Source organism: Cupriavidus sp. YR651, assembly GCF_900101625.1.
Taxonomy (GTDB): domain Bacteria; phylum Pseudomonadota; class Gammaproteobacteria; order Burkholderiales; family Burkholderiaceae; genus Cupriavidus.
The window spans coordinates 372,249-386,139 of record NZ_FMYZ01000004.1 but is presented as its reverse complement, the minus strand read 5'-3'; the positions used below and the strand labels follow the sequence as shown (position 1 = coordinate 386,139).

Annotated in this window: 17 protein-coding genes; 11 read left to right on the top strand and 6 right to left on the bottom strand. The window is 64.1% G+C overall.

The window, feature by feature from the left end:
- Positions 1-44: 44 nt before the first annotated feature.
- The 3 genes from BLR29_RS14425 to BLR29_RS14415 form a co-directional block, all read right to left on the bottom strand.
- Positions 45-578 (bottom strand): DUF3455 domain-containing protein, encoded by a 534-nt coding sequence (locus tag BLR29_RS14425; protein ID WP_255371237.1) that lies wholly within the window; start codon positions 576-578, stop codon positions 45-47.
- 200 nt (positions 579-778) lie between these two features.
- Positions 779-1,423, bottom strand: coding sequence for a response regulator (locus tag BLR29_RS14420; protein WP_092137677.1), 645 nt, complete (start codon positions 1,421-1,423; stop codon positions 779-781).
- Positions 1,424-1,751: 328 nt separating this feature from the next.
- Entirely contained in the window at positions 1,752-2,609 is an 858-nt protein-coding gene (locus BLR29_RS14415) for an amidohydrolase family protein (RefSeq protein WP_092137676.1), read from the bottom strand.
- Positions 2,610-2,711: 102 nt separating this feature from the next.
- On the opposite strand from BLR29_RS14415, the gene BLR29_RS14410 reads away from it, so the two are divergent.
- The 3 genes from BLR29_RS14410 to BLR29_RS14400 are packed head-to-tail and all read left to right on the top strand — an operon-like array spanning position 2,712 to position 5,560.
- A complete protein-coding gene (locus BLR29_RS14410; protein ID WP_092137675.1) occupies positions 2,712-3,497 on the top strand; it encodes a GntR family transcriptional regulator in 786 nt (261 codons plus the stop codon).
- 27 nt (positions 3,498-3,524) lie between these two features.
- Entirely contained in the window at positions 3,525-4,511 is a 987-nt protein-coding gene (locus tag BLR29_RS14405) for a tripartite tricarboxylate transporter substrate binding protein (protein WP_092137674.1), read from the top strand.
- Between the two features lie 59 nt (positions 4,512-4,570).
- The gene (locus BLR29_RS14400) at positions 4,571-5,560 is read left to right on the top strand and encodes a Bug family tripartite tricarboxylate transporter substrate binding protein (RefSeq protein ID WP_092137819.1); all 990 of its coding nucleotides are present in this window, start codon (positions 4,571-4,573) and stop codon (positions 5,558-5,560) included.
- 107 nt (positions 5,561-5,667) lie between these two features.
- Here BLR29_RS14400 and BLR29_RS14395 read toward each other — a convergent pair whose 3' ends face one another.
- Positions 5,668-6,132, bottom strand: coding sequence for a MarR family winged helix-turn-helix transcriptional regulator (locus tag BLR29_RS14395; protein ID WP_092137673.1), 465 nt, complete (start codon positions 6,130-6,132; stop codon positions 5,668-5,670).
- Positions 6,133-6,394: 262 nt separating this feature from the next.
- Between BLR29_RS14395 and BLR29_RS14390 the strand changes: the two genes are divergently transcribed.
- Complete coding sequence (locus BLR29_RS14390) at positions 6,395-6,838, top strand: Ohr family peroxiredoxin (protein ID WP_092137672.1); 444 nt, start codon at positions 6,395-6,397, stop codon at positions 6,836-6,838.
- A gap of 352 nt (positions 6,839-7,190) precedes the next feature.
- Entirely contained in the window at positions 7,191-7,448 is a 258-nt protein-coding gene (locus tag BLR29_RS14385) for a hydroxyquinol 1,2-dioxygenase (protein WP_092137671.1), read from the top strand.
- 235 nt (positions 7,449-7,683) lie between these two features.
- On the opposite strand, the gene BLR29_RS14380 is transcribed toward BLR29_RS14385, so the two are convergent.
- Positions 7,684-8,868, bottom strand: a complete 1,185-nt coding sequence (locus tag BLR29_RS14380) for a mechanosensitive ion channel family protein (RefSeq protein ID WP_255371236.1) — start codon at positions 8,866-8,868, stop codon at positions 7,684-7,686.
- Between the two features lie 241 nt (positions 8,869-9,109).
- On the opposite strand from BLR29_RS14380, the gene BLR29_RS14375 reads away from it, so the two are divergent.
- Positions 9,110-9,553, top strand: coding sequence for a PaaI family thioesterase (locus BLR29_RS14375; protein WP_092137669.1), 444 nt, complete (start codon positions 9,110-9,112; stop codon positions 9,551-9,553).
- Between the two features lie 80 nt (positions 9,554-9,633).
- On the opposite strand, the gene BLR29_RS14370 is transcribed toward BLR29_RS14375, so the two are convergent.
- Positions 9,634-10,455: an alpha/beta fold hydrolase gene (locus BLR29_RS14370; RefSeq protein ID WP_092137668.1), complete on the bottom strand. Its 822-nt coding sequence runs from the start codon at positions 10,453-10,455 to the stop codon at positions 9,634-9,636.
- Positions 10,456-10,889: 434 nt separating this feature from the next.
- On the opposite strand from BLR29_RS14370, the gene BLR29_RS14365 reads away from it, so the two are divergent.
- The 5 genes from BLR29_RS14365 to BLR29_RS14350 all read left to right on the top strand — a co-directional run bounded on the left by BLR29_RS14365 (position 10,890) and on the right by BLR29_RS14350 (position 13,885).
- On the top strand, positions 10,890-11,828 hold the full coding sequence (locus BLR29_RS14365; RefSeq protein ID WP_369804622.1) for a helix-turn-helix domain-containing protein: 939 nt from the start codon (positions 10,890-10,892) through the stop codon (positions 11,826-11,828).
- A gap of 61 nt (positions 11,829-11,889) precedes the next feature.
- The gene (locus BLR29_RS14360) at positions 11,890-12,276 is read left to right on the top strand and encodes a DUF3331 domain-containing protein (RefSeq protein WP_092137666.1); all 387 of its coding nucleotides are present in this window, start codon (positions 11,890-11,892) and stop codon (positions 12,274-12,276) included.
- Positions 12,277-12,745: 469 nt separating this feature from the next.
- Positions 12,746-13,057, top strand: a complete 312-nt coding sequence (locus BLR29_RS14355; protein WP_092137665.1) for a hypothetical protein — start codon at positions 12,746-12,748, stop codon at positions 13,055-13,057.
- Positions 13,058-13,146: 89 nt separating this feature from the next.
- On the top strand, positions 13,147-13,335 hold the full coding sequence (locus BLR29_RS31970) for a hypothetical protein (protein WP_143018463.1): 189 nt from the start codon (positions 13,147-13,149) through the stop codon (positions 13,333-13,335).
- A 46-nt stretch (positions 13,336-13,381) separates the two neighbouring features.
- Positions 13,382-13,885 carry a lecithin retinol acyltransferase family protein gene (locus BLR29_RS14350; protein ID WP_092137664.1) on the top strand — a complete coding sequence of 168 codons (504 nt, stop codon included), beginning with the start codon at positions 13,382-13,384 and terminating at the stop codon, positions 13,883-13,885.
- The last annotated feature ends 6 nt before the right edge of the window (positions 13,886-13,891 follow it).

Below are 13,891 nucleotides of genomic sequence, written 5' to 3'. Positions count from 1 at the left end.
CGTGCCAGGGACGCCGCCGTCGCTGGCACGATTCGAGACTTGGGCTATTCGATGAACACGTAGTCGGCCTGATAGGGCATGCGATCCTCCTGCCCCTCCTGCGTGCACGTCGGCGGGAGCGCCAGGCCGCCTTGCGTATTCAAGCGCTGCACGTAGCGCACAGACCTGAACAAGCCCGCGCCGCCAGTGCTCGTTGCCTGCAATAGCAAGAGCGGAATGCTATTCGGATCTCGTGTATTGGCCGCTTGCTGCAACACCTTGCCGGTCACCTTGCTGCCGTCCGGCGCCTCCCAGGTCGGCCCGGCGTAGTGCTTGATGACCACTCTGGTGGCCTCATCGCGCAGGGTTGCCTCCGGCGCCTTGAACGTCCACAGCAAGCGACCATCCGGCGCCCGCTTGCACACGTAGATCTGCACCCCGATCGCGTGCATGACGGCCACCGTCCGGCCGGCATCGGCGGGCCGGAGTTCAGGCGGCACCGTCGTGTTGATCGACGCACAGGAAACCACAAGACTCGCCATGCCGATGGCGACGACGCCGCCACGCACTGCGCACCCAACGCGGGATTCTGACGACATATGGCCTCCTTGCCTGTGCCATGACAGCATAGTAGGTGTCGGGTGGGGCATGCTGCAACTTGTGGTCCCGCGAACAGCGCTTGTTTGGGAGGTTGTTTCAAAATGAAGCGAAGCGGTCCTGGCTAGACGCGCGGCCGCAGACAGTACAAGTGGTACGGCAAGGCCGCGCAACGACGCCAGGATCTTTTTGAAGCAACCTCCTAGCCGCGCATGCCGTGCTCTACGGCATAGTCGAACAGCGCGGCATCGCTCGACAGCCCCAGCTTGCGCATGGCGCTGCCCTTCTGCGTGCTGACGGTATTCACGCTGCGATGCAGGTGGCGCGCCACTTCCGTCATCGTCATGCCGTTGACGTAGAGCCGAACCACCTCGAGTTCCCGCGGGCTCAGCGAGCGCTCCGGATTGCTACTGACGACGCCCGACTCCGCCTGTTCGATTTCCCGACGTACCGCCGTGCCGAAAAACGTGCGTCCCTGATAGGCGGCAAGCACTGCGGCGGGCAGCTCCGAAATATCGTCGCGCTTGTTCAGGATGCCGCGCACGCCGGAATCTCGCATGCTGACCAGCAAGCCGGGATTCTCGAGCATGGTCAGCACCAGGACCTTGACGCCCGGCTGCTTGACGCGGATGGCGTTCAACATGACCAACCCGTCCGGACTATTCTCCATCGGCATGGAAAAATCCGTGATCAGCACATCGGTCGGCACGGTCTCCAGCTTTTCCATGAGCTGTCGGGAGTTCGACGCTTCCGCCACCACCTCGACGCCCATCATGGTCGCCAGCGTTTGCTTGACGCCAAAGATGATCAGCGGGTGATCGTCGGCAAGAATGACCCGAATCTTCATGTTCTCCTCCCGATTCCGTGACACTGCGGGCGCATCGTGGACGGGGATCGTTCGTCATTCTTCGCCCCCATGCCACCAGCTAGTGTCGCCCTGCCGTGCCGATGCCGCAACTTATGCCGCCACATCGTTTGCTGCGCCGCCGCAAGGTAATCGACAAGGTCGAGCCTCGTCCGCATGCCGCCGCAGCTTCCATGATAGGCATGTCGCCCGAATTGCCCCTGGTGTGGAAGGCATCCATCGCTTCACGCGTTCGACGCGACACGCGCCGATATGCGCCGATATGCGCCGATATGCGCCGGCACGCAACGACAGGCGCCGCTGCTGGCCGTCAGCGTCGCCCGATGCGGAAGCCGTAAAGAGCGGCCGCGTTCTCCCATCGCAAGGCATCGGCAAACGTGCCGCGTGGCGTGGCCCGGTGGTCCGCGCGCGGCGCGTCCGGCCAACTGAAGAGCGCCCGGCACTCGTCCGCGCGCGTGGACGACTCATGGTTGGTCCATGGCCAGTCGCTCCCGAGGATCAGCCGGTCCTGGCCTGCGACCTCCACCCACTTCTCCGCGATTGCCCGCCAGTCCAGCCCGGCGGGGAGCCGGTACGGTGCGCTGATCTTCACCCATAGCTGCCGGCGCTGCTGCACTGCCCCGGCCATGTCAAACACTGCATCGTCAATGCCGGCGGCGCCCGGCCGGCCAAAGTGGTCCAGCACGACCGGCACCGGGAGCTGGCCCAGTGCCGTATCGAGTGTCGCCAGTACGGCGGCGCCCTCGCCATTGCCGGTGTGCAGCTCGACGTGCCACCCCAGCGCGCCAATCCTTGCAAACAGCGTGCGCCAGGGTGCGGTGCCAATGCGCTGCCAGTCGGCATCCCCATACAGGTTCAGCCGGATACCCCTGACGCCCGCGGCGTGCAGGGTGGCCAGTTCCGCATCGGCGACCGTCGGGTCGACCACGGCGACGCCTCTCAGCCGCTCCGGCATGGAGCCCAGTGCGGCAAGCAGCGCCGAATTGTCCGTGCCGAGGAAGCTGGTCTGGACCACCACGCCATAGGCGTCACCGATCGAGGCGGCAAAGCCGCGCCAGTCCTCCAGGCGCGCCGCGTACGGCGGCCGGTAGCGCGCCGACGCCACGGCGACGTCCGCATCGAACACGTGGAAGTGGCAATCCACCACCGGCAGTGCTTTCTGAGTCATGGTCGGCCCCTTTCCCTGCTGCGGGTAAGCCCGGATATGGCAACGACGGCCTCACCGGGTAATCTAGTCCTCTATAGGAGCTGAATCTAACACGGAGTCCAGATGCGCGACAACGACTTGCTTCAGGCGCCATCAACCCCTGCAGGGCTGAGTCGCTACGGCCAGATTGCGGCGCAATTGCAGCAGAAGATCGTGTCAGGCACCTGGTCGCCCGGCAAGGCGATCCCGGCGGAAAGCGCCCTGGCCAGCGAATTCGGCATCGCGCTCGGGACCATCCGGCAGGCCATTGCCGTGCTGGTCCAGGACGGCTTGCTGGAACGCGTGCAAGGCAAAGGGACCTTCGTGCGCACGGGCCTCGCCGGGGCCAGCATGATGCGGTTCTTCCGCTTCCGGTCTGATAGCGATGCGACGGCGGCCCATACGGACCCCACCCAGGCCGGCGCGACGGTCATCCCGCGCTCGGAAATCCTGTCATGCCGCAGTGTACGGCTCGACAAGGGCCTGGCGGCGAGGTTCGGGCTGGCGGCCGGCGCGCGGGGCCTGGCGATCTCGCGGCGCCGCTGGCTGGATGAGCGGCCGCGCCTGCTCGAGTCCATCTGGCTGCCGCTGCCGCGTTGCGAGGCGCTGCAAGCCCTGCCCGTGGCGGAGTGGGGCGAGCTGCTCTATCCGCTGCTGGCCCGCCAATGCGGCATCACCGTCCATCGCGCGGTCGACGAGGTGACCTTCCGCCTGCTCGCCACCGACGAGGCGGAGCGGCTCGATTTGCCCGATGGGCACCCTTGCGCGCTGGTCACACGGCAGGCCTTCGACCTCCAGGGAAACTGCGTCGAATACCGACTGACTCGCGGCGACGCCTTCGCATTCCGCTATACCGCCGACCTTCGATAACCGGACAGGATCCACGGAGATAACCTCATGCATTCCCTGAAAACAATGGCGGCGGCTGCCGGTGTGGCGAGCCTCGTGCTGCAACCCGGCCTCGCGCAGGCCGCCGAGTCCGCATCCCAGTGGCCGACGCGAACCATCACCATCGTGGTGACCTACCCGCCAGGCGGCGGCGCGGATCTGATGGCCCGGCTGATCGCGCCAGGCCTGGGACGCGAGCTGGGGCAATCGGTCATCGTGGAGAACCGCCCGGGGGCCGGCGGACAAATCGGCGCGGCCTATGTCGCCAAGGCGGCACCCGACGGCTACACGCTGATGGTCGATGCGTCCTCCTACGCGGTCAATCCCAGCCTCTACCCGCGCCTGCCCTACGACCCCGGCAAGGCCTTCAAGGCAATCGGCGTGCTGGCGCGCTATCCCAATGTGCTGGTCGCCACGTCGGCCTTCCCGGCCAGCAACGTCAAGGACGTTCTCGCCATGGCGAAGCAGAAGCCGGGTTCCATCGCGTTTGCGTCTTCCGGCAATGGCTCCGCACAGCATCTGTCGGGGGTGTTGTTCGAGCAGCGCGCCGGCGTGGACCTGCTGCACGTGCCGTACAAGGGTGGCGGCCCGGCCATGACCGACGTCATCGCCGGACAGGTGCCGCTCTTCTTTGCCAACGTGGCCTCCAGCCTGCAGCACATCAAGGCCGGCAAGCTGAAGCCGCTGGCCGTCACCAGCCACACGCGCACGGCCGCGCTGCCCACCGTGCCCACCATGCAGGAGGCCGGCGTGGCGGGCTACGAAGTCTATGAATGGAACGCGGCATTTCTTCCCGCGGCAACACCGGAGCCCATCGTCGCCAAGCTGTCCGACGCCTTGCAGAAGGTCATGAACAGCCCGGAGATCCGGCAGCGCGTAACCGAACTGGGCGGCGAGGTGGTAGCCGCCCCGCCTGCCGAGGCCGCGCGCTATATCGACACCCAGACAAAACTGTGGGGCAAGGTCATCAAGGACGGCAACGTCAAGCCTGAATGATGCGTCCGCGCATCGCCATTGCCACACCCATCGCCACACCACAACTCCCGGAGACGATCATGACCCCGTTCAATCCCAACCGCCGTGACATGCTGAAATACGCGGCCGCACTGGGCGCCAGTGCGCTGGCGCCATCGCTGGTCCGTGCCCAGGCCTGGCCGAGCAAGCCAATTCGGCTGGTCGTACCCTTTGCACCTGGCGGCAGTTCCGAGATCGTGGCGCGGTCGACGGCCGCCGAACTGACGAAGTTGCTGGGCGTGTCGGTGTTCGTGGAGAACAAGCCGGGTGGTGCAGGCAATATCGCCATGGGGGAAGTGGCGCGCGCGGATGACAATCACACGCTGATCCTGGGCCATATCGGCACGCTGGCCGTCAATCCCTACATTTTCCCCAAGCTTCCCTACGACCCGGTCAAGGATTTCCGCGCGATCTCGCTGCTCTCCAAGGTGCCCAGCCTGTACGTGGTTCATCCGGACGTGCCGGCCAAGAACCTGAAGGAATTTGTGGCACTTGCCAAGAGCAAGCCGGGCAAGCTGAACTATGGCTCCGCCGGCAACGGCAGCGCCGGCCATCTGGCATTCGAGTATCTCAAGGCCACGACGGGCACGTTCATTACACACGTGCCCTATCGCGGCAGCGGTCCGCAGATCACCGATCTTCTCTCCGGGCGCCTCGATGCGGCGGCCGTGGGCGCTCCGGCGATCATTCAGTTCATCAAGACGGGCAAGCTGCGTTGTATCGCCACCGGCACCGCGCAGCGCATTCCGCAGTTGCCGGACGTGCCGACCGTGGCGGAGCAAGGCTATCCGGGCTTCGAGATGACGCAATGGTACGGGCTGCTCGCGCCCGCATCGCTGCCGCCCGCCGCTGCGGCCAAGCTTGGCGACGCAACGGTCAAGGCGATCCGTAGCCCGTCGTCGGTCGAACGGCTGAGCGCGGACGCTGCCATCGTGGCAGGCAGCACGCCGGAGGAATTCGCCCGTTTCATCGCGCAGGAACAGCAACGCTGGAAGCCGATCGTCGCGCGAGCGGGCATCAAGCCGGATTAAGCAGGCGCCTGGAGAAATTCCCGGCGTCGTTGCCGGGGTTGCCACACTCCTCTTGCTTTACCAGTCGTGCTGTCTGTGGCCGTGCGTCAGGTCAGGACCGCTTCGGTTCACGCCTCGCTGCGCACAGACTTCACGAGGTTGTCGCGCAGCGTGACGATCTCCTTCTGCAGCTTCGAGAAGCCCTGTGGCGTCAGGCCGCAGGCATCCATCAGGTTGACACTGAACGCCTTCTCACGCAGGCGCCGCCCACTCTTCGTCAGGCTGACCCGCACCTGGCGTTCGTTGGCCGGGTCGCGCATGCGCTCGACATAGCCCATCGCCTCGAGCTTCTTGAGGATCGGCGTGAGCGTATTCGATTCCAGAAAGAGCGTCTCCCCGAGGCCGCCGACGGTTTGATCGTCCTGCTCCCACAGCGCAATGATCGTGACGTACTGCGTGTAGGTGAGGCCGAGTTCATCGAGGATCGGCCGGTAGAGCTTGCCGAATGCCAGATTGGTCGAGTAGACCGCAAAGCACAGGAAGTCGGCCAGTTTCACGTCTGCGGGATCGGCCCGCTTCGCTGTCGATTTCATTGGTATCCCTCTCGCTGGGCGAAGTCCGTTGATCGGGACAGCATACATCGGATGCGAGCTAATCGTAACCGCCATGCCACACGGGCAGGCAACGCCACGCCGGCATGGAGGACGTCACATCAGTCGCCTCACCGGGATCTGAGGGTGCCGCGAAAAAACTCCTTGACTTCGGTTCGTCCGTGAACCATCATGCTTTCCATCGCATGCGATTGAATCGTGTACGAGTTTAAAGGCACCTCTCCAAACCATAAGGAAACCCTCCATGTCCAAGATCCAGAAAGTTCTGTTCACCGGCAAGACCCACACGACCGCAAGCCGCCAGGATGGCGCTTCGCACGAGCAACTCGATATCCATCTCACGACGCCCGGCAACGCCAACAGCCCTGAATACTCCTTCGACGGCGTTCAGTCGCATCCGACCGCGGAGCAACTGTTCGCAGGCGCATGGTCGGCTTGCTACACCGCCGCCGTCGGGCTGGCTGCCAAGTCGGCCAAGGTACAGGTTCCGCACGACGCGGCCGTCGATATCGAGGTGGACCTGGGCATGACCGGTAACGAGTACTTCCTGCAGGCCCGGATCCAGCTCACTCTGCCGGGCGTGGCGCAAGACGTCGCCGAGAAGATCGCGCACGCTGCCGACGAAATGTGCCCGTACTCGAAGGCCACGCGCGGCAACATCGACGTCGTGCTGAGCGTCCGCACGTAAGTGATGGGTGGCGTGGCTGGTTCGCATTCGTCCTGACGCGTCGGACCAGCCGCGCCGTGCCGCCCCTCGTTTTCGGCGGAATGCCGAAAACGGCGGGTTGCCGGGATACCTGACTTGCTCCTCGCCGTGCCCATCCAACGCGACAGGCACTCGGCCGCTGCCCTTTCCGCATGATTTTTGTACGCGTTTGTATCCCGCAGCCACACCGATACGCACCCTGACAGGAATGGCGCTCTCGGACTACGGGCGCGATACATCGCTCGACTCAAATACATCCCGTACCCGGTGGCGCGCATCGACAAGGCGCCCTCTGGAGCACTTTTCACACCACAACCCTTTAAGGAAATTCATCATGACCCGCAACATCGCCAAGCGATTTGTATTCGCCCTCGCCCTCGCCGCCGCAGCAGCCGGTGCGCAGGCCGCCGGACTGGGCCACAACGGTGCGCGCGACCCGTTCACCGACGGCGCCCGCTCCGTACAGGAGCCGCGTAGCCCCTATACCGACGGTGCCCGCTCGGTGCAGGAACCGCGCAGCCCCTACACGGACGGCGCGCGCAACATGGATGCGTACTCCGATGGCGCCCGCACCCTGTCCAGCATCGCCTGACGCGCCACATCGGCGAATGATCCAGTCGCGCATCCTGCGCGGCCGCAGTAGATAAACCGCAGCCTGCAACAGGCCGCACAAGGGTTCAGGGGAGCATCACCGCACGCCTGCACCCCGGGGGATGGGACTCATCCCCCCCGAAGTCAGGGCACTTGGCATTCGTGGATGCGTCCGACGAATCGTCCCGAATCTCGGCCCCGGATCTCCGCCCCGGCGCGCCGCACCGTGACTTGCGCTAGCGCTTCTGCCAGACGCGCAAGCCGAATACGGGCAGCACGCCGTAGACGTGATCGAACAGGTCCGATTGAATCTGCTCGTACGATTCCCACTGCGTGTCATTGATAAACAGAAGGACCTCGAGCGGCAAACCCTGGCTGGTCGATTGCATATGCCGGACCACCAGGGGCATATCGCTCCGCACCGCCGGGTGCTGGCGGAAATAGCCGACCATATACATGCGCAACATGCCGAGATTGGTCAGCCGCTGACCATTCCACACCGCGCTGACTGGCATCAGCAATTCCTTGCAGTGCGTCAGGTCGTCAAGCAGCTTGTCATCGGAAAACCTGACGCTGTCGGCATCGAGTGGAATGGCGTGCCTCACGCGTCGCCCTCCCGATTCCACCATGCCGCGCCAGTTCTTGACGCCGTTGGTCAATAGCACATAACTCGGCAAAGTCACGATGGTCTTGTCGAAGTTCTGCACCTTGATGGTATTGAGCGAAATGTCGACCACCACGCCGTCGGCAACATACCCGGGCACCTCGATCCAGTCGCCAATCCGCAACATGTCATACGCAGCCAGCTGGATACTCGCGACGAAACCCAGCAGCGAATCCCGAAACACGATAATGAGCAGCGCAGTCATCGCGCTCACGCCCGTGAGAAAGTAAGTCGGAGAACGATCCAGCAGCAGCGACACGATCGCAATAAAGGCCACGAGATACAGGACGATCGTGGCGATCTGCAGGAAGCTCTTGATCGGCCGCTCGCTCGCGTGCGGAAAATGGCCGTAGCGGTCTTCGATACTGGCGAGAAAGGCGAAGGCCGCCCGTAGCGCCGCGAATACGATGAAGCATGCCGCCAGCGCCGCGACCGGCGTACCCATGACAGATATGACCGGGAACGAGATCCCTTTCAGAAGCGGCGCCGAGAGATAGATGATGTAGGCCGGCACGATCGGCGCAAGCCGATGGAATACCTTGCGCCGCTCGGCCGCGCGCAGCCATTTGCGATGCTCGCCACGCGCGAGCCGGCCGACGGCCCACAGAAGAATCGTGCGGGTAATGTAGTAACAGACGACGCTCGCCAGCACAATCGCCAATAGCAGCGCAGTGACAAGCAGGATTGCCAAAAGGAGACTGTCAGTATGGACATAGAGCTGATGCTCTCCATTCGGTCCATCCACGATGCGGAACATGTCTTTGAACATAGATCCTCACAGCATCGATCGAGCGGCATCCTGCGGCAGGGCAGCCGGGGCAGCCTGTTCACGTCAGACGGTATTGTAGTGGCAGGCCGATACCGCCGGCCAATCCGGAATCCTTTATCTTTTAGCTGGGAGAATCCCGCACCGCGTCATTGCGCCAAATCGCCTTCGGGCACTCCCGTGCCACAATGCGAAAACCCATTCTCCATTTCCCATCGAGCCTGGAGGTGCGATGACTCGTTTTTCCAATCCAGACTTTGTCGAATATGTCAGCGCCAGTTTCGACCGACAAAGTGCCATGCATCTGATTCGCGCTACCCTGCCGGTCGTCGAGCACGGGCGCACCGAAATCCATGTGCCACACTGGGACGGCATCGAGCAGCAGCATGGCTTTGTACATGGCGGCGTGGTGGGAATGATCGCGGACTCGGCCGCCGGCTATGCGGCAATGACCGTGGTGCCAGCCAGTGCTTCCGTACTGACCGTCGAGTACAAGATGAACCTTGTCGCACCAGCGGACGGCGACTTGCTGATCGCCAGGGGCAAGGTTGTTCGCCCGGGAAGGACGTTGATTGTGACCCAGGCAGAGGTCTTCGCTGTCAAGGACGGCAAGGAAACGCTGTGCGCCCTGATGCAACAGACCATTATGGTCATGCACGGGAAAGCCGAGAAATAATGCGGCGGCGGTCGATGCCCTTTTGCCGTCGCAAAACAGGCGCGTCTGACGCCTGCCGCGACGGTCTCGCAGCATCAGGCTTATTTCTGGATAAACGCGAGAAGGTCGGCATTGACCTGGCTGGCATGGGTCGTACACATGCCATGCGGCGCGCCCGCGTAGACCTTCAGGGTGCCATCCGGGACGATCCTCGCCGATAGCTTGCCCGAGTCCTCGATCGGAACGATCTGGTCTGCGTCGCCTTGCAGCACAAGAGTCGGGACATCCATTTTCCTGAGATCCTCGGTAAAGTCCGTTTCCGAGAATGCCTTGATGCAGTCGTAGGCGCCCTTGATCGAGCATTGCATCCCCGCATACCAGAACCAGTCGATCGTCCCCTGGGAGGGTGTCGCGCCGTCCCGATTGAAGCCGAAGAACGGCGTCGCCAGATCCTTGAAGAACTGGGACCGATTATCGACGACGCCCTTGCGGATTTCGTCGAAGACGGAGAGCGGCAGGCCTTTCGGATTTTCCGGCGTTTTCAGCATCAACGGCGGCACCGCGGCGATCAGTACGGCCTTGCTCACACGCGCGGTTCCATGCCGGCCGATGTAACGCGCCACCTCGCCTCCCCCCGTCGAGTGCCCCACCAGGACGGCGTCCTCCAGATCGAGAAACGCAATCAGCTCGGCCAGGTCATCGGCATAGCCATCCATGTCGTTACCGTTCCATGGCTGATCCGATCGTCCGTGACCGCGCCTGTCGTGCGCAATCACGCGATAACCGCGTTCGGCCAGATATAGCATCTGAGCATCCCACGCGTCGGCATTCAGCGGCCACCCGTGCGAGAAAACCACCGGTTGACCGACGCCCCAATCCTTGTAGAACAGTTGCGTGCCATCTCGTAGTTTCAACGTCGTCATTACCAAACTCCTTGCTATCGACTAACAGAACCGTCCCTCGGGAGGTATGTTGGAATCAACATGATCGCGACACGGTCATTCGTGCGTTTGTACAGCCCGCCCGGAATTTGCGAAGGGGCCGCGGGGCACAGAGTGAGTATCGATGCGCATGTCGAATCGCCCTGTCCAATTGCCCCGACCATTTCGTATCCACACGATAAAGTCAGGGGGTCGCAGTCCGATGCAGCAAGACCGTTTTTCGCTGCGGACTAAACGAAGGTATGAGTCGTGCAAACCATCATGCGCCGCGCGCAACCGTTTGTAGGTCTGTTGCCTCCCCTCCCCCTGATGTACCTTGAACTCACCGCAGGTCCACACCTGCAAGCGCATTCGAACTGCAATCAAGGCCATCCATGATCAACGCTTCCTCAGGGCGTCAGTCAGCGACGACAAACATCGTGCCCATCCGCCCCGGCCCTGGCACCGCCATCGACCCGACGCCGAGCTGGCGCCAGCTTGTGCCCGGCGACGATATCGACGCGCGGAGCGGCGCCGGCCGGCGGGAACCCCTGCCCGCCAGCCGCTGGCGGCACGATGGCAGCGCCCCGCTGGAAGTGGCCCATGCCGGCAACGATTCGCACCACTGCATCGCGATCAACCTGAAGTCCACCTCGGTGACGTTTGCGCACGCGGGCCGCGTCATCGTCGACGGCCGCATCGCCGTCGGTGCGACGCAGGTCACGGCGCCGGGCGTGGCGGTGCGCGCCACCTTTTCGGCGCCCTGCGAAGTGCTGCATCTGCATGCCCGGCAGGGCGTGCTCGCCGAATGCTATGAAGACCTGTTCGGCCGCGCGCATGCGGGCGATATCCTGCTGGGCAACCCCTCCGTGACCCATGACCCCACGCTGGAGCGCCTGGCGCAGGCACTGGCCGTGGCGCAGGATACCGGCACCAGCCGCCTCTTTACCGACAGCGTCGGCCTGGCCATCGTGGCGCGCCTCGTCGCGCGTCATTTCCAGTCGCCCGTCACGGCAGGCCGCAACCTGACGCCGCTGTCGACATGGCGGTTGCGCCGCGCCACGGACTATATCGACGCCCATCTTTCCGAATGCATCAGCCTGGCGGACATCGCCGAGAGTGCGGGACTCACCCGAATGCACTTCGCCGCGCAGTTCCGCCGCGCGACGGGTCTTCGTCCGCACGAGTACCTCCTGCGGCGTCGCATCGAACAAGCCCAGGCGCTGCTCGAAGGCTCCGCACAGAGCATTCTCGATGTGGCACTGAACTGCGGCTTCCGCTCGCAATCGCACTTCACCACGGTCTTCAAACGCTTCGTCGGCGAGACGCCCTATAGCTGGAGAATCAAGCGCTCCACCGAATCCAGAGCCGCCTGACCCCCAATCGGCCTCGCGTCTGACAGCCGGTATCGATCCCTTCCGAAACGGAGAATCCGACATGCTCGCAGCAAGCGCAATGATCCACGCCATCGACCCCTGGCAGCAGACCCTGAGATGGTTGTCGACGCGTCAGGCTGATCAGGCTTCGCGCAGCGCGCCGACCACGGCAGGGTCCGGGAGCGAGCACTATGCTGCGTCGATCACCGTCATCGATCGCCCCGGCCCCGGGACCGTCGTGATCGCCTGGCGCGACGCCACGCGCGGCTGCTATGGAGACCAGGAATGGAGCCAGGCGGTGGCGCGTGCCGCGGGTCTTTGCGCGATGAGCGGCCGCGCCATCGCGCCCGGTGACGCCATCTACAAGCCGCGCGCTTGCCGCCCGAAGCCGCGCAATGCGGAAGCCATGATCCTGGCTGACATGCTCCACGCCGCTGTCGAAGCCTGATTCCCCGTTGACACGCTCCATACCGCTTCCGAAGCCTGAGCCCCGACGGGACGACGTCCGTCGGGGCTCGCGTCCGTCTTAGGAATCGGCAGGTCGCACCGCAGCCACCGCTATCGACTTGCCGGCGCGCATTCGCCCCCTGTCTGCCGATCTGGCGCACCGCCCGCCGAATCCCCCTCTCTCGCGCGCCAACCCGTGTCGGCGCATGGCCACGCCGCGCACCGCCTGACGGCTTTATCGATCACATCCCGGCGTCGCGTTGGCTACGGGTATGCGTCTGATTAAACCAAAGGATGAGTCCCTGCTACGAATGCGCTAGCGGCGAAGACCTCACGTACAACTGCGCCCGGAAGGCGTCAAACCTACTCTGGTAACCAAGGTGAGCGGCACTATCCGCCCCGCCCCAACCCCAGCAGGTCAGCGCAAGAACATCCCGCAAAGACCTCGTCCTCACACCAGGAGAATGATCATGAGCTCACGTACCCAACGCCTCTTCGCCACCACCCTGATCGCCGCCAGCGCGCTCGGTGCCCAGTTGGCCCACGCGGCCGACCCGCGCACCAGCCCCGAAGTCGGCGACCGCTACGGCTACAACTTCAACGTCAACTCGCCGCGCGATGTCTATACCGATGGCGCCCGCCTGGGCCAACGCGACGTCTACCTGGACGGCGCACACGACAAGACGCGCGATGCATCGCAACCCGCCAGCCTGCGCATCGCCGGACGCGACCTGACCGGCGTGTCGGCGACCCCTGGCGACGATGGCGCCACCCGGGTCTGAAGCAAGTGCCCGGGTGGCATGAACGCACGCCACCCGGCAACAGATCCATCGCGATCCTCCGAACGTCCGCCCAACAGTGCGAGGCCGTCATGAACAGCAATACCCCTTACTTCCCCCGGATCAACTTGCGAGGCCATATGCACGACACGCGCGACACGCGTGACTCGCACGATTCGCGTGAATCGCGCCGCCAGCTTTTGCTGTTCATGGGCTGGCTCGGGCTGTGCGCCACGACCTGCGCGATGGCCACCGCAGTCGCCATGTGGGCGCCCCTCTAAGGCATCCGCCCGTTCACCCGTCGCACGCATCCCGCCGAGATCTGTCATGGACCCACGCCTCTCCACCGTGTGCACCACCCACGGACATGACCGTCACCTTGACCTGCTGCCAGTCGAGCAAGAGCCGCCGCTCGCGGCACATCTGGCGATCGCGCGCGGGGGCTATTGGCATCATGGCATCTATGTCGGCAACGGAAAGGTCGTGCACTACGCAGGCCTGGTCAGCGCGTGGCGCTTTGGCCCGGTGGAAGAGATCCCGCTGTCGCGCTTCGCGGCCGGGCACACGCTCTGGATGCTTCCCACGCGGCCCCGGTTTGGCGCCATGGAGACGATCCGGCGCGCGCGGTCACGGATTGGGGAATGCCGCTATCGTCTGCTGACGAACAACTGCGAGCATCTTTGCATGTGGTGTCTGACGGGCTGCAGCTACAGCGGCCAGGTCCGTCGCTGCCTGCGCGACCCCGTCGCGGCGCTGCGCACTGCCTTCGGCATCGTGTTGACGCTGTGCGGCATGCACGATTTCGCCATGCAGGCTTGTTCCGGCGTGTGAATCGCG